Source organism: Corynebacterium sp. (assembly GCF_030532965.1).
Taxonomy (GTDB): domain Bacteria; phylum Actinomycetota; class Actinomycetes; order Mycobacteriales; family Mycobacteriaceae; genus Corynebacterium.
In genome coordinates, this window is the sequence record NZ_JAUNKC010000024.1 from 1 (window position 1) to 14,216 (window position 14,216).

The 14,216-nt window shown below is 54.2% G+C and carries 14 protein-coding genes; 7 read left to right on the forward strand and 7 right to left on the reverse strand.

The features are described from left to right. Window positions 1-167 precede the first annotated feature (167 nt). The 4 genes from Q4D85_RS14530 to Q4D85_RS10505 all read left to right on the forward strand — a co-directional run bounded on the left by Q4D85_RS14530 (window position 168) and on the right by Q4D85_RS10505 (window position 2,716). A complete protein-coding gene (locus tag Q4D85_RS14530) occupies window positions 168-245 on the forward strand; it encodes a hypothetical protein (protein WP_368502293.1) in 78 nt (25 codons plus the stop codon). A 165-nt stretch (window positions 246-410) separates the two neighbouring features. Next, the gene (locus Q4D85_RS10495; RefSeq protein WP_303200268.1) at window positions 411-638 is read left to right on the forward strand and encodes a hypothetical protein; all 228 of its coding nucleotides are present in this window, start codon (window positions 411-413) and stop codon (window positions 636-638) included. A 159-nt stretch (window positions 639-797) separates the two neighbouring features. Beyond that, a complete protein-coding gene (locus Q4D85_RS10500) occupies window positions 798-1,505 on the forward strand; it encodes a 7-cyano-7-deazaguanine synthase (RefSeq protein ID WP_303200269.1) in 708 nt (235 codons plus the stop codon). Further along, window positions 1,505-2,716, forward strand: coding sequence for an MFS transporter (locus Q4D85_RS10505; RefSeq protein WP_303200270.1), 1,212 nt, complete (start codon window positions 1,505-1,507; stop codon window positions 2,714-2,716). Before Q4D85_RS10500 ends, Q4D85_RS10505 begins: the two co-directional genes overlap by 1 nt. 67 nt (window positions 2,717-2,783) lie before the next feature. On the opposite strand, the gene Q4D85_RS10510 is transcribed toward Q4D85_RS10505, so the two are convergent. From Q4D85_RS10510 to Q4D85_RS10530, 5 genes are all read right to left on the reverse strand, one after another. Then, a complete protein-coding gene (locus Q4D85_RS10510; protein WP_303200272.1) occupies window positions 2,784-6,104 on the reverse strand; it encodes an arabinosyltransferase domain-containing protein in 3,321 nt (1,106 codons plus the stop codon). Next, window positions 6,101-8,110 carry a galactan 5-O-arabinofuranosyltransferase gene (locus tag Q4D85_RS10515; RefSeq protein ID WP_303200273.1) on the reverse strand — a complete coding sequence of 670 codons (2,010 nt, stop codon included), beginning with the start codon at window positions 8,108-8,110 and terminating at the stop codon, window positions 6,101-6,103. The genes Q4D85_RS10510 and Q4D85_RS10515 overlap by 4 nt, the downstream gene beginning before the upstream one ends. Window positions 8,111-8,182: 72 nt before the next feature. Beyond that, window positions 8,183-8,944, reverse strand: coding sequence for a decaprenylphospho-beta-D-erythro-pentofuranosid-2-ulose 2-reductase (locus tag Q4D85_RS10520; RefSeq protein ID WP_303200275.1), 762 nt, complete (start codon window positions 8,942-8,944; stop codon window positions 8,183-8,185). 18 nt (window positions 8,945-8,962) lie between these two features. Beyond that, on the reverse strand, window positions 8,963-10,390 hold the full coding sequence (locus tag Q4D85_RS10525) for an FAD-binding oxidoreductase (RefSeq protein ID WP_303200276.1): 1,428 nt from the start codon (window positions 10,388-10,390) through the stop codon (window positions 8,963-8,965). 106 nt (window positions 10,391-10,496) lie between these two features. Then, window positions 10,497-10,721: a hypothetical protein gene (locus Q4D85_RS10530; protein ID WP_303200278.1), complete on the reverse strand. Its 225-nt coding sequence runs from the start codon at window positions 10,719-10,721 to the stop codon at window positions 10,497-10,499. Between the two features lie 276 nt (window positions 10,722-10,997). On the opposite strand from Q4D85_RS10530, the gene Q4D85_RS10535 reads away from it, so the two are divergent. Then, window positions 10,998-11,816 carry a hypothetical protein gene (locus Q4D85_RS10535; protein WP_303200279.1) on the forward strand — a complete coding sequence of 273 codons (819 nt, stop codon included), beginning with the start codon at window positions 10,998-11,000 and terminating at the stop codon, window positions 11,814-11,816. Here the strand turns inward: Q4D85_RS10535 and Q4D85_RS10540 are convergent. Beyond that, window positions 11,813-12,526 carry a hypothetical protein gene (locus tag Q4D85_RS10540; protein ID WP_303200282.1) on the reverse strand — a complete coding sequence of 238 codons (714 nt, stop codon included), beginning with the start codon at window positions 12,524-12,526 and terminating at the stop codon, window positions 11,813-11,815. The genes Q4D85_RS10535 and Q4D85_RS10540 overlap by 4 nt on opposite strands. Between Q4D85_RS10540 and Q4D85_RS10545 the strand changes: the two genes are divergently transcribed. Both Q4D85_RS10545 and Q4D85_RS10550 read left to right on the forward strand, forming a co-directional pair. Further along, entirely contained in the window at window positions 12,525-12,695 is a 171-nt protein-coding gene (locus tag Q4D85_RS10545) for a hypothetical protein (RefSeq protein WP_303200284.1), read from the forward strand. The two genes, Q4D85_RS10540 and Q4D85_RS10545, sit on opposite strands and share 2 nt — an antisense overlap. A gap of 34 nt (window positions 12,696-12,729) precedes the next feature. Beyond that, on the forward strand, window positions 12,730-13,185 hold the full coding sequence (locus Q4D85_RS10550; RefSeq protein WP_303200286.1) for a GtrA family protein: 456 nt from the start codon (window positions 12,730-12,732) through the stop codon (window positions 13,183-13,185). A 24-nt stretch (window positions 13,186-13,209) separates the two neighbouring features. Here the strand turns inward: Q4D85_RS10550 and Q4D85_RS10555 are convergent, their stop codons facing one another. After that, window positions 13,210-14,127 (reverse strand): glycosyltransferase, encoded by a 918-nt coding sequence (locus Q4D85_RS10555; protein WP_303200288.1) that lies wholly within the window; start codon window positions 14,125-14,127, stop codon window positions 13,210-13,212. Window positions 14,128-14,216: the final 89 nt, after the last annotated feature.

Here is a 14,216-nt window from a genome sequence, read left to right on the forward strand (position 1 = left end):
CGTTTGGCGGGTGTGTGCGGTAAAAGCAAAGGTAAAACCCCGATCACCACCCGTACAGGCACCAAGCAGACACCCGACCAGACGTGGTTAACCGTAACTTCACAGCCAGTTGCCCTAACCGGTTATGGGTTGCTGATATTACCTATGTACTAACCACGAAAGGGTTTGTGTACACCGCTTGTATCACCGATGTGTTCTCCCGCAAGATCATCGGCTGGGCTTTATCAGATTCACTGCGTACGTGAGGCTTTGCCGTTGCAGGCTCTTAACCAGGCTATTGCTTTAGCGAAGGAAACTACTGGGCTGATTCACCATACAGGCCATGGCACACAGTACGTCAGTGTTGTTTACAATCAGCGGCTGAGAGAATCGGGGATTACCGCATCAACCGGCACAGCAAAAGGATTCTTATGACAATGCCCTCGCGGAAAATGTCAACGGCTCCTTATAAGAATGAACTCATCAATGCCCACAGATGGGTTGATGCTGTAGAAGTTGAAATCGCCACGTTCTGTTGGGTTACTTGGTGGAATGAAACCAGACTCGAAGAAAACCTAGGCTACCGCACACCAGTCGAAGTCGAAACGGAATATTGGAACACCCAACCACCAACAAGAAAAATTAAGGAAACAAAGTAAACGCCTAGGAACAAAACCTACGGCAGTTCAAAATTTTTCCATTTGAGAGATGTTTTAAGATAAAAATGGCAAAAGTTATTGAAAAATGTATCGATGTTGATTTAAAGTAGTAAATGTTCCACTCCATTTATTCATTTCACTACATATATTAAGGAGATTATGGATATGGAAAATCCTGTTGTTATTCTCTTATCAGGAGGGCCGGACTCTTCAACACTTGCCTACGACCTAGTCAAACGTCAAGGGAAGAAAGTTCTTGCGATTACCTTTGATTTTGGGGAGCGGGAAGCTAATGCGGAAATCGCTGCAGCAAAGAAAGTCGCAATGGATCTTGGCATTGAGCATCACATAGTCGACTTTTCCGCCCCCATGCGCGAGTTGTACGGCCTCCCTTTCCCTCAGTACCTTCGGAAAGCGGCAGGGCCGATTTTGACCAGTGAGCATGCCCCTGACCAATCGAAAGATGTGCAGCCATTTGGTTCCGCAATAGCACTGCTTATGGCAGCGTCATGGGCCCTGAAACAAGGTGCAAGCTCAGTTTATTACGGTGTACATTTCAACGACACCGTGTATAAAGATAACAATTCAAGCTACTTTGAATTGTTGGAAAAGGTCACGTCATCATGCGAAGGTGAAAGCTATGCGGTTCAATTTAAGACTCCATACTTGGAATTAATGAAGAGCGACGTAGTTGCATTAGGTCACTCACTTGGACTGCCGTTGGGAGATACCTGGAGTTGTGCTGCTTCAGACGAAACCCATTGCGGGCAATGCGATCCTTGTGTTGACAGGATTGAGGCATTTAAGCAATCTGGAATTGAGGATAGTACCGAATACGCAATGGATCTGTCGGCTACGGCTAAATAATGTTGCATAGATTTTCTTGGTCGTTTTGGTACCTAGTGATAGGGCAAGCGCTTCAGTCGCTTGCCCTATCAGCATTTTCATTAGGGTTGATTTTTCTTGGGTTTGAGGAATCGAACCCGACTGGAATCGGACTTGTTTTAGCGATGCGTACGTTGCCTACCATGATGATATCGCTAGTCGGAGGTGTAATTGCAGATAAATATGATCGGGTTAAACTTGCCAGTCGTACTTTAATAGTAAGCGCATTACTGCAGTTTATTCTTGCTTTTTGCTTGTTGCGGTATGGGCTGGGTTGGCAAGTGTACGTAATTTCTTTTATCACTGGTCTGGTAAGTGCCTTTGGTGCGCCTAGTTTATATGCGCTTTTGCCATCCATAGTGCCAGCAGAAAACAATGTGCGAGCGAATGCTATAGCACGCGGTAGTCGGAATGTAATGTCAGTGATTGGACCATTATTAGTAGGCATCACTATCCCAACATTTGGACATAATTTCTTATTTTATATGGTGGCAGTATTGATGGGAGTATCTGGCGGCTTTATTAATAGTATCCGACTAACATCACCGTTAGGTATAAAACAAGGTTCTGACGAAGCCGTTCCTTGTCAAAAGCTAGGACTTTCTGGACTTAATAAAAAGTACCCATGGTTTGTTTTAGCAATCTGCTTTTGGTCAGCGTTGCTTTTTCTGGAATCGGGAGCGGCCGCTGTAACATTACCGTTTGTATTTTTAGAAACCTGGACTCAATCCCAATGGGCGTTGACTTTGTCAGTAACATCCTTGGGGTACATTATTGGTGCTATATACTTGTTGCGTTTTCCGGCTAGAAGTCAGTTGCTGTCGTTATCATTTTTGGTCTTTCCACTTTCAATTTTTCCATTCCTTGCGGTTTATTTGGAACTTTCGTTTCCAATAATTCTTGTTTGCTGCTTAATTGCCGGTATAGGTTTGGAAGTATCTGGTTCATTGTGGGGTTCTGTACTGCAAACGCATGTGAGTCAATCAGAAATTGGTCGAGTCTCTTCGATAGATTACGCGATTTCCTTTGGGTTGGTACCAGTTGCTTATATTGTTTATGGGATGCTTAGCGACGTCTACTCAGGTGATATAGTATTGGTTGTTTCAGCTGGTGTGATAGGTATACTTAGTTGCAGTGCCGCATGGTGCGGCAGGGAAAGTCGTTTATTGGATTTTTCCTCCCGCAAACCGTAGAAAAGCACAAACAAAAACCGCCTGGCCACGGCAATCAATCATCGTGACCAGGCGGTGTTTGTGGTGGTTAGTTGTATTCCTTCTTATCGGTATCGATATTTTGGTGACCTGGGTTCCACAACCCGGAGCGGGTTATAGATTCGTGGTCGATGATTGCGCCATCCGGAATATCGCCCACCGAATTCGGGCGGATCTGGTAGCGTTCAATGGAACCCCAATCCCGCAGCCAGTCGTCCTTGGCGTAGGCCGGGATTTCATAGGAATAGTTCACGGTCTCAGCTGTGCCCAAGACGCCACCGCCGTGATAATCCTGGAAGCTGGTGCCGCTGCGCTTGCCCTTGTAGTCCGGGATAATGCGGTACGTCGGGATTTCCGCCACGCCCGCATAGTGGTTAAATGGCCGCTGACATGGGAATTGCAGCGGAACCGACCAGTCGAGCAGGCCAGGTGCTTCCGAACCGACCGTATTGCTTAAGGTATCGAGCTTCGGCACCCGAGGTGGGGTGAATGCCAACCATTGCTCCTCGTCAAGGGAGGAATCGACGGCATGGATGCGGATAACGTCCGCTTCATCCGGCAGGTCGGATAGCGGAAGCCTGAGGTTACGCCACTTGCGCATCGGCCCGATGTCGAGCATTTGGGTTTCGCCGAGCTTTTCGACGCTACCATCAGCGTTCGACTTGCCGTATTGCAGCACAAGTTTCTGGCCCTCTTGCTCCACCCCGTCCGCGTCGACACCCTCGATGATGCCAGCCGCAGATACGACCACCAGCGGAGACTCCTCAGTTTCTTCCGGAAGCTTGTACCAATCGGTAGTGGTCTGGGCGTAGAACTGGCGGCCCTGCGTATAGGAACCGACCACCGGGACGGTGTCCGGGTCGAGATTAAACGGCAATGTCCACGTGGAGCCGTTAACACCCTTCTCGCTGCGCCGCCCGCCGTCAACATTGAGCAGCTCCGCGGAACTGACCAAATTAGGGAGCTGGTTCGTGCCCAGCTGCGGCAAACGATTCGGTTGGAACCCTCGGGTTTTATCGTTGGTGAGGGAACTGCCCAGCGAACTATTCAGCGGGCTTAAGAAGGACTCATTGGTGTTGGTTTCCACCAGCACATAGTCAGCCAAACCGCAGGCCTTATTGGCCACGCTACGCACATTGCCCAGGCCGACCGAATACGCCGGATACTGGTCAATGAACGCCTTGGCGAAGGAAGCGAGGGAGAACAACACCGCGATCGCGCAGAAGAAGGCGATTGGGGCGGCGAAGAGATTCGCGAACCGGCTCGGACGTCGATCTTTGCGCTTGTAGGCGGTGGAGGCGTCGACAAGCTCAGTGGCCAAACCGCTGCGGAACGACTGCACCACGCCGATAATCAAAACAACCAACGACACAACCATTAGCACGGTCGAAGCCTCGATAGCTTTGAACTGAATCGACTTATCCCACCACGGAATGCCGTAACTAGAGACGTACCAGAATCCGTTGGTGCCGGATAACGCGAAAGCGAACACAAAGAGCAGACCACCGAGCACCAAAGTACGGGCATGGCGGGAACGGGTGGCGATTTCGCTCAACGCGATCGCGCCCAATGCGCCCAGTGCGGCGGCGATCCCCGCCCACACGCCGAAGTGGTGGGTCCACTTGGTGGGGGTGAAGCTCATGAAGAATAACGTGCCGAGGAAAACCATCATCAGCCGCAGAGCCGGGCCCTTGTTCGAGCCGGGAACCTTGCCGTTTTTCAGCATGGAAGAGAAGATGAAGATCACGCTCAAAAACGCCATGAGCACCGCGAAGCGGCGCGAGAACGAACCGTCAACCGCCTGCTGGAACAATACTTCGTAACGTACCCACTCCTGGTACCACTGCAAACTAGGGCCCTTATCGCCACGAACGTGGATCGACTCCAAAACCGTCATTAAGGTTTGATCGCCGAAGACAGCTAGGAAAACCGCAGTACCGGCAGCCGCAAACGGAGCAAGCAACGCCGTCCACCCAGCAATGAGAGCGCCGCGCGGCGACGCATCCGTTATGCCGAAGTACCGCAACCTACGGTGCATCACGCGAATAAGACTGGACAAACTCACCAGCAACGCCGCAACCGCCATCAAACCCGTCGGGCCACAGGCTAGCGTGAACGCGGCGACGATGGTTCCCACCGCAGCCGGGAAGAGCCGGTGCTGTTCAATTGCACGCTCGAACGAAACCCACGCAACCAACGTGCCAAGCGCGATGATCGGTTCCGGCCGCAGGCCGTTGTTATAAGGCAACCAGAACGCCAAGAACATCAACGCCGCGGTCCAATGCGCCGCCTTGCGGGCATTGATGCCGTCACCCAGACGCGGCAAAATCTCGCGGGAAACGACTAGCCAGATCAAAATGCCCGAAATGAGCGAAGGCAACCGCATCCAGGTAGAGGCGGTGGACACCGTGGTCATCAACGCCAAGAAATCGTAATACGGCGCACCGAACGGTGACTCCGGAACACCAAACCACCGGTAATAATTCGCCATGTAATCCGATTCCAGCGACACCCGAGCCATGGTCATAATGAAGCCGTCATCGGAAGTATTGGCGCCGAAGAAATACCACGCCACCAAGACGCCTAAAACTACGCCATCAACCAGGCGGGGTTTAAAGAAACCGGCGGGCCAGAACTTATAGCCCCCTTCGCCATCAAGCCGGTCAAGCCGATACAAAGCAACCAGTGCGATGAGCAGGAAAAATGCGCCGCCGAACATGGTTGCGTACTTCCACATAGTCGGGGAAGAGGTGTAGCGGGAATTGATCTCAACATCGACGGTGAGCCCGGCGTCGATAAGCGACTTAGCGTCACCTTCTAACTCCGTATAAATGCCGGTGATCTGCGGACGCTTATCCTCTTCTTCCTCGCTGGTCACGTACAGCGGCTCGCCTTCCGCGTCCACCGCGCCGGGGATTTCCACCGTCGTGGTCTTCAGCCCGGAGGTGATATTCAGCACCGAATCAGGAGCTAAAGCAGCTACCTCTTCCGCCTCCAATTGGAAATACACCGTGTCACGCACCAAAACATCGATGGCGCCGTCGAAAGAGCGGACAAACAAGCCGCGTGACGTCGACTTTTCGCTATCCGGCGGCAAGGTACCCACCAGTAGATTTTCGTCTTCCCGCAGCGAGTTAATCGCGGAAATCGGAACGCTCAGCCTGATTTTCTCCGGCGCGTAAGACTCCAACGGGGCGTTGACGGAATTCAAGGAATCATTCTGCGGCCAATGCAAGGAGGATTGCACCTGGCTGACCGGCATAAACGGGGTGAGGATAAACAGCAGAAACCCCATGATGCCGCTGACAATGGCGATATTGCGTAAACCGCTGTGCGTAGTCGCCCGGGCAGGCGTCGTGGTAGTGGTCATGACCGGGTCACCACCACGAATGGGCCGATCTGGGTGGCATCCCACATGGTGCCCGATCCGAGGAATACCTCCGGATTAAACCGAACACCATGGAACCGAACATTGGGGTTATTAGGATAAATATCCTCCGCTAGGTCGAAAACCCAGCCAGTGCTGTCTTTACTACTGTTCATATCTTCGATTGTTGATTCAAGATCGGCGCGGAACACGAATGCCTCGGGGGCCTTCCATTCCGCTTCGTCGAGCTTTTCGACGAACGATTGCGGGGTCTTAAACTTATTCCAGCTACCCAACGCCCAGCTGGTGATCGCCTCGTTTCGACGATCAAACTCACCCAACGGATTCGCATAATGGCTGGTAAAGGCCTGGAAACCTCGGAATGGGTGATAGGACATGAAGTTGCGTTCATCCGTCAAGATCACGGTGTCGCGCGGCAGCTTGCCCCGCTTCTTAGCGATATGATCCGCCACTTCCGCGTAATACTGGGTGGAATCAGGTGGATACAGATCCGCCCGCTCGCCGTAACCATCCGTATCGGTATATGCCCGGTCGATAGCATCAGCATTATCGTTCGGGATATTCTGCGCATACGCTAACCCAGCCGCCATGAGAACCGCCACGAATACAACGGTGATGGTGCGCGACGTCTTAACATCGAACGCTTCCGGGAACAACCGGTGAATGCTGTAAATTCGCAGCTCGGCGAAACCTAAAACACCAGCGGTAGCTAACTGTAAGGCCACCACCACGTCCAACCGGAAGCCCAGCAACGTGGTGCCCGTGACGGTAAAGGCCATGGATAATGCGACCCAACCGTAGAACACCATGAGGCCGATGCCTAACATGCGCACGTCGTAATTGCTGGCCCGCATGATCATGTACACCAAACCCACCAGGCATAAAATGCCAATCAGTGTGGGCGCCAACATCGGTAATGGAACCTGGGTTCCCTCCAACGGCAAATAATGAGCCGCAGTGGCACCGGAGGCAGGATGGCCGTCCAGGATCGCCAAAACGTATGGCCCCCACCAGATCGCAGCGATGGCCATCGATGCCACACCAATAATTATCAATCGGATAATCGGAGTGGCGGACTTCATCAAAACAGCAGCGTAAAGCGCGGCGATCACGATGGTGCTCAAGGCAACGACGGCCGTATATAGCGTGTAGGCGGAAGCCGACATGCCAAGGTAAATAATCAACCCAACCATGGCCAGGTTGCGGCCAACCAGGGCGCGGCGCGCCAGAATGCACGCGGCAGGCACGCCCAATGCGATGATCGCCGCATAGGGTTCCTCCGCGCTCATGACCAAGGTGATGGCGACGCTGACCAAGGCGATACCGGTCGCTACAGGCAGGCTACCGACAAGGCGTTGCCACACCGGCACCAATACGCAACCGGCTGCCGCGATAGACATCAGTGACCACGGTTGGAATACTTCCCAGCCGGGAATGTCCAAAACATTGGCGACACGCCCACCGAACCAGAACCACATTCCTGGATAAAAGGTGGGCAGGTCGATGTAATTCATGTCCGATAAGGCCCAGGAATCAGCCAACCTGGTCATGAACTGGGTGCGGAAACCCTGGTCAACCGTAATGCCATCCAAGTACAGCCGAGTCGCCGATAGCGGAATAGCGGTGGAAGTGACCACCAAACCAGCCGGGGAGAGATAACACAACACGTAGGTAAGCGCGGTGCGCCAGAACGGTCGCTGTGTTTTCTTTTTCTCATCCATCACCCACAACACGACCACCGTGGCGACCGCGGCCAATAAGATGATGGTGCTAAAAGTCGCCAACGCGCGGCTGACCATGGATGGGCCGAACGCCGGCAAATTGGTGGTCTTGAGGACAAACCAGCAAGCCAAAGTGAAAACCAGGCCGCCCAAAGCCGCCACCACGATCCCTAGCAGCGTGTGTTTCACGCTGGGCAAATCGGGGTGGTACTCATCACGATGCGTGATGGCTCCTGGTTGCTCGTGACTTGATTCCTGAACAGTCATACCCATAAGTCTCCCATATCACACAGGCCAAAGCCCCCTTGGACAATGCCAAAGGGGGCGAAGAAACCGAAACTAGAACGGAAGTTTGCGGAAAATTGCCTGTGGAATGAACTTGAATGCCAACGAAACGTACTGGAAAAGGGGGTGCACGAAGATGGCGTCTTTCTTATTCAATACGGCGGCGACTACGGCCTTGGCTACGTCGTCACGCTCGACAGTCAGCGGTGCCTCGCCCGCATCGGCGGACATCTTGGTGCGAACCTGGCCCGGGCGAACCACGAGGACATTCACGCCGTGTTCGCGCAGCGCCTCACCCAAATTCACGTAGAAACCATCCATGCCAGCTTTCGCCGCGCCGTAGACGAAATTGGAGCGGCGAACCCGCTGGCCAGCGACTGAGCTAAGCGCAACGATGCTGCCGTGGCCTTGAGCCTTGAACTTTTCGCCCAACAGCACACCAACCGACACCGGTGCCGTGAAGTTTGTCTCAGCGGAGTCAACAGCAAGCTTCTGGTCCTGCCACAACGCTTCCTGGTCGCCGAGCGTGCCAAAGGCCACGATGGCGACGTCCACATCGCCGTTGGCGAAGGCCAAGTCGATGGTTTCTGGGTGGGAAGCGAAATCGGTGGCGTCGAAATCGATAACCTCGACGTCCGAAGCGCCAGCGGTTTTCACCTCAGCAACAGCGCTTTCGATCCGGGGGGAATCCGGACGGGCTGCCAGGATAACCTTGGCTGGCCCGTTTTTAAGAAATTCGGTGACGATGGACAGGCCGATTTCGGAAGTGCCACCGAGCAGAAGAATATTTTGGGCTTGGCCCACAGCGTTCAACATAAGGAGAAAACCTTTCTATTAATGCAGCTCAAGGCGGCGAGACATGTCGGAGGCGAAAACGCCGGTCGGGTCGATGTCGTTACGAATCTTGAGCCAGTCGGCCATGCCCGGATACATCTTGTGGAAGTTCTCGGCAGAGGTGCGGGACTCTTTAGCCAGATACAACCGGCCACCGAATTCCATGACCCGGCGGTCAAGATCATCAAGGAAATGGCCAAGACCCCGCTTGATGGGGAAGTCCACGCACACATTCCAGCCAGGCATTGGGTAGCTCAGCGGCGCACGGTTACCGGGGCCGAAAAGCTTGAACACGTTAAGCGCGGAATAGTGGCCGGAGCGTTGAATGTCCCGAATGATGTCCTTAAACGGTTCCACCGCATCCATAGGCACGACGAATTGGTACTGCAAAAAGCCCTTGGAACCATAACCCCGGTTCCACTCGCCGATGAGATCCAACGGCTGGTAGAACTGGGTGAGGTTTTGTACCTGGTTGCGGTAGGTGCCCGATTTCAGCCACCACAATTCACCAATAGCCATCATGGAGAGCTTGTTCATAGTGAACGATGGGAAAATATCCGGCACGGTGACCAATTGCGGCGCATTGAATTTCAGCGGGTCTTTAGCCAGCTTCGGATTTAATTCCTCCAACTGGGCCAGGGTTGCCAGCGAACCACGCGAGATGGCGGAACGGCCAAGCTTTGGCTCCGGCGAGATGGCGTCGAACCATGCGGAAGAATATGTGTAATTGTGCTCCGAACCGTCGGAGTGGAACTCGATGGTTTCGTCCAGATTGGCGGTCAGATCGCCGTCCGCGATGAAATAGGCGGTTTCGGTCTTGGTCATCTTGATCCGGGCCCGCAGGATAATACCGGTCAAGCCCATGCCGCCGACGGTTGCCCAGAACAGCTCGCCGGTTGGGTCGTCGTCGGAACCTTCCGGCTCAAGGTGCAGCACGCGGCCGTCGGCGACCAGCAATTCCATGGACACGACGTGATCGCCGAAGGAACCTGCCGAGTGGTGGTTTTTACCGTGAATATCCGGGCCGATAGCGCCGCCGATGGTGACCTGCCGGGTGCCGGGTAGTACTGGTACCCACAACCCATAGGGCAGGGCGGCTTTCATCAGCTGATCCAGGGTGACGCCGCCATCGACATCCACGATGGCCGTTTCCGGGTCGATGGAGTGGATGTTATTGAGCTGCTGCATGTCGATGACAAGGCCGCCCGCGTTTTGGGTGGGGTCGCCGTATGAGCGTCCCATTCCGCGTGCGATGACGCCGCGTTTGAGGTAGTCCGGTTTATCGGCGTTGTCCTCGGCGACGAGCGCGACAGCGCGGATGATTTCCTCCACATCTGGGGTAGTGAGAACCTGCGCGGTGGTGGGGGCGGTGCGGCCCCAACCAGTTAATTTCTGGGCGCTGGTTACAAGTGGGGAGTTTTTGGTCATGAGGGTTTTATCCACCTTCAAATCTGGAAAATGGTTAGAAACTTATCTCGCTCAACCCTACCGATATTTGGTGTGCGACTGGGAAAGAAGCGACGTTGCAAAACGGTTACAAATCCAACATTTCGCGTATTTCCGCTGGTAATTCCTCTTGGCTCGTGATGGTCGGGCCATCATACGTGTTGAGTATCTCATAAACGCGCACCCGAGATGCTGAGTCCAATAAGGGAAGCTCTTCTGCTATCAGCCGCGTCATGTGCTGGCTCATGGGTAGGTTGGTGTGCTCCGCCGCGATGTGGCCGGGGGTTTTCTTCTTTTTAAATAGACCGAACATGCATCAAGTCTATTTCAGTCACCAGGTGGGCGTCGATAACGGTATTTGCTTTTCGACGCGCTTCGGTTCCAACACACCAATCATTTCAAAGATTCCCAAACCCCGTCGCCCCTAGACATTCATCCATACATGCATGTAGCAGGGATGATATGCAACAGGGTATTTGGGTTTTTCAGGGAATTGTCACACGAATTATTAATTAATAAGCGCACGTTAAGAGGTATTTAACTTGTATCCGTCCGTCATAATTCAAAATTTACCGCTACCCTAGGGGCTATGTCCATGCCAGTCAAGAGCAATTTTTCTACCTCATTGGGTGCGCTACGTGCTAAGAAGGCGTTAATCCTTCAGGCAACGATCGCCACTCGCGGTGAGGAGATTATTCGTGATGTAGGCATTGGTGGCGATGCGACAATTGCCGACCTGGGGAAGACATTAAGCATTTGCTTTGGTCTATCTGAAAGTGAAAAAAGCTGCTGCTGTAAAAATGATGAAGAACTGATTGATGGAACCCGGTTGGACCGCTGCTGCCAGAACCAGGGCGATCAATTGCTATTCACCGTGCAGCGCCACGATATTGCCGTGCGGCTCGTGGACGTAGTGGACTGCGACGATAGTGCAATGTCCGCGCTGTGCCTGGGCGGAACGGGAAGCCTTTACCAACCATTTGAACTTACCGACATCAACGCGACGTTGACGGGTGGCGATACCATGGCGCTGATCCGCCCTGAAGTGGTTCGCCTGATTGAGGATTCAGGCATCGAAGACTTTGTGCCGCTGCTGCGGGCACTGGATTTCTCCCATGCCACCCCGGTCGCCCCGGATGTGGCGATGGTGTGCGCGGTGCTTCCCGTGGAGCGCTGCTTAGAAAGCCGAACCGCGTTTTGGGCAACCGTGTTAGCCCATAGCTGCATGTGCGACGATGAGCTCACCGATCGCATAATCGAAAGCATCGTTCGGGCATTGGGTTGGCGCAGCACCGCCGATGAGGTGCGGCATAGGTGTCGAACCTCACTCCGTCAGCTTTTTCAGATCGGCGGTATGCGCTGCCCGGTGGAACGCATCGATATTTATCGGGAATTATTGCGGCGCTAAAACTCCATTTTTTCCCAATCCAATTGGGCAAACTCCGGTGCGTTATCCAGCCAATACCGCATCATTTCGGCAACCTTCGCCCCACCCGTGACGAAGGTGCCGTAGTGATCGTCGGCACTACCTGCACGATATTCCAGCCGCCAGGAAACCTCATCGTGGTTGTTGGAAACTTCGTCGATGTCCTCCACACAGGTTTGGATATAGTTTTCATCATTGGTGGCGTCGGAGAGAATGAAATACGGATTCACAGCTTCGTTGTCCACAATGTAGTCGAAGTTGTATTCCAGGGCTGCCCGGGAAAGCGCCGGGACGCCCCATTCGGCCGCTTGGACGTGGTAGCGGGGGTCTTCGTCGCCGTAGAGCAGGACAAAATTATCGCTTGCATCCGCCAAACCCAGCCCATGTGTGAGTGCAATCTGAATGAGATAGCCGCGGGCGGCATCCTGCGAAGAATACGTCACCGGCACGCAGATCACTCGATCGCCCGCCACGCTGGCACTTTCAATGAGGGCGGCGTGGGGTTGGGTAGTTAGCTGTTCGATGTCGTTGGTTATCAGTGCTGCAACCGCATCAAGCTCCGGGGTGGAGTTCACGGTTTCTGCGAAATAGCGGCGCAGTAGCACCGGGTTGTGGGCAAGATCGCGGGGGCCAACGGCAACCTCGCCGTCATCTGTACGTTCCGGGGCGAAAAGGAAGAAATCGTAGCTCATGGCATTTATTCAAGCACAGCGGTCTAACATGGAGTTTTTTCTGCCGTTACCAGCGAAAACGGTAGAAAGCTCGGACTTTCGCTTTTCGACGCTTTCCGGCTATCGTGGTTGGTCGCTGAAATGGAATGACTGCGTTGGGCGAAGCGGCCGGGGAGACGTCGAAAAGTAATCATTGCGCGGGGATACTGCTAGGGTGTGTTTTCATGACTGATGCTGCAACATCACAAAATTCGTCGTCGTTGAAAACCCAGTTATCGCGTTTTATCGCGGTGGGAGTTGTCGCGGCGATCGTCGACTTTGGTTTGACGCTGGTGCTGGATTACCTGCTCGGCGTGCCGCGCGCCTGGGCGAAGGCGCTGGGCTGGGTCGCGGGAACGATCACCGCGTACATTATGAATTCCAAATGGACGTTTACCGCCCAAACCTCCGCGAAGTCCGGCGCGGCGGTGGCGGTGCTGTACTTATCGACGTTCGCGGTTCAGAACTTTTTGTATTGGGTTTTGGAAGGCCCACTCACGGCTACCGGAATGCCAGGCGGCGCGGTGGATACCGTGTCATTCATAATCGCCCAAGGCGTGGCCACGGTAACGAACTTCGCGGTGCAGCGGGCGTTTATCTTCAACGATAAAACCGCGGCCGCCAGCAACCCTACCGCCTAGTTTGCGCGGTCATCGCATTCGCCGTTACGGCCGGTAGAACCGTTCTTTCCGGCCTTGGCGATGCAGTTTAAACCATTCAATAAAACCACGCGGGTCTTTCTTCTGCACCAGGAAAAACCAGCCGAAGCGGGCGTATTCCTGCGGCAAAAGCCGCCGCATGCCGGGCTGATTCATCAAATAGCCGCGATTACGGTAGGTGAAATAACGTTTATTGTCGTTATCGGGGTATTGGGTGTGCATGCGACCACCTAAAATCGGCTTAAACTCATCCGAACCATCCGGGTGCAGATAAGCGGTAGTCAGGCAGGTGCCGAAGCGCAGTCCGGAACGCACGAGCCGCCGATGGTATTCCACTTCGTCGCCCCGAATAAACAGCCGCAAGTCGGGCACCCCGATAACCTCCATCGCGGCGGCAGAGATAAGCGCGCCGTTAAACAGGGATGCAATCCCGGACAACAGATCGTCGCCGGGGTTTTCCGGGTCGATAAGTTCGCTGCGCAACCGACGCCACTCCACGCCCCGGCGCAGCGGAAACGCGAGTTTTTCCGGTTCCGACAAATTGCACACTACGGGCGATACCTCATCAAGGCCGTGACGCTGCGCGCATTCCTGCAAGGTGGCCAGCACGGTTTCGTTCTCGGGGCGGCCGTCGTCGTCGGCGCACCACACCGCGTCGGCTCCCAACGCGAGGGCCGTGAGGAAGCCGTAGGCGAAGCCGCCAGCACCGCCGAGATTGCTTTTCGACGCCAGATACACCCCACGGTCACCCGCGACGGTTTCCACCAGGTTTTTCACCCTGTTGTCGCACCCGTTATCCACCACGATGATCCATTCGACGGGGGCGGTTTGATGTGCGACTGTTTCCAGTGAGGCACGCAGTAGCTCGACCCGATTGTGGGTGACGATGACGGCAGCAACCTTGTCGGTGGTGGAAAGACTCATGGTTTGTATTGTTTCACATCACGGGATGATTAGCGGGGTCACGGCTGGTGGTGGTTGTGTCGGATGGGTATACGCGGCGTGTAGCAAGG

Excerpts from the sequence above, each read along its gene's own strand:
- Q4D85_RS10555 (WP_303200288.1), bottom strand. The coding sequence starts at position 14,127 with ATGAGTCTTTCCACCACCGACAAGGTTGCTGCCGTCATCGTCACCCAC.
- Q4D85_RS10550 (WP_303200286.1), top strand. The coding sequence starts at position 12,730 with ATGACTGATGCTGCAACATCACAAAATTCGTCGTCGTTGAAAACCCAG.
- Q4D85_RS10500 (WP_303200269.1), top strand. The coding sequence starts at position 798 with ATGGATATGGAAAATCCTGTTGTTATTCTCTTATCAGGAGGGCCGGAC.
- Q4D85_RS10505 (WP_303200270.1), top strand. The coding sequence starts at position 1,505 with ATGTTGCATAGATTTTCTTGGTCGTTTTGGTACCTAGTGATAGGGCAA.
- Q4D85_RS10510 (WP_303200272.1), bottom strand. The coding sequence starts at position 6,104 with ATGACCACTACCACGACGCCTGCCCGGGCGACTACGCACAGCGGTTTA.
- Q4D85_RS10545 (WP_303200284.1), top strand. The coding sequence starts at position 12,525 with ATGGCATTTATTCAAGCACAGCGGTCTAACATGGAGTTTTTTCTGCCG.
- Q4D85_RS10515 (WP_303200273.1), bottom strand. The coding sequence starts at position 8,110 with ATGACTGTTCAGGAATCAAGTCACGAGCAACCAGGAGCCATCACGCAT.
- Q4D85_RS10530 (WP_303200278.1), bottom strand. The coding sequence starts at position 10,721 with ATGTTCGGTCTATTTAAAAAGAAGAAAACCCCCGGCCACATCGCGGCG.
- Q4D85_RS10525 (WP_303200276.1), bottom strand. The coding sequence starts at position 10,390 with ATGACCAAAAACTCCCCACTTGTAACCAGCGCCCAGAAATTAACTGGT.
- Q4D85_RS10535 (WP_303200279.1), top strand. The coding sequence starts at position 10,998 with ATGTCCATGCCAGTCAAGAGCAATTTTTCTACCTCATTGGGTGCGCTA.
- Q4D85_RS10520 (WP_303200275.1), bottom strand. The coding sequence starts at position 8,944 with ATGTTGAACGCTGTGGGCCAAGCCCAAAATATTCTTCTGCTCGGTGGC.
- Q4D85_RS10540 (WP_303200282.1), bottom strand. The coding sequence starts at position 12,526 with ATGAGCTACGATTTCTTCCTTTTCGCCCCGGAACGTACAGATGACGGC.
- Q4D85_RS10495 (WP_303200268.1), top strand. The coding sequence starts at position 411 with ATGACAATGCCCTCGCGGAAAATGTCAACGGCTCCTTATAAGAATGAA.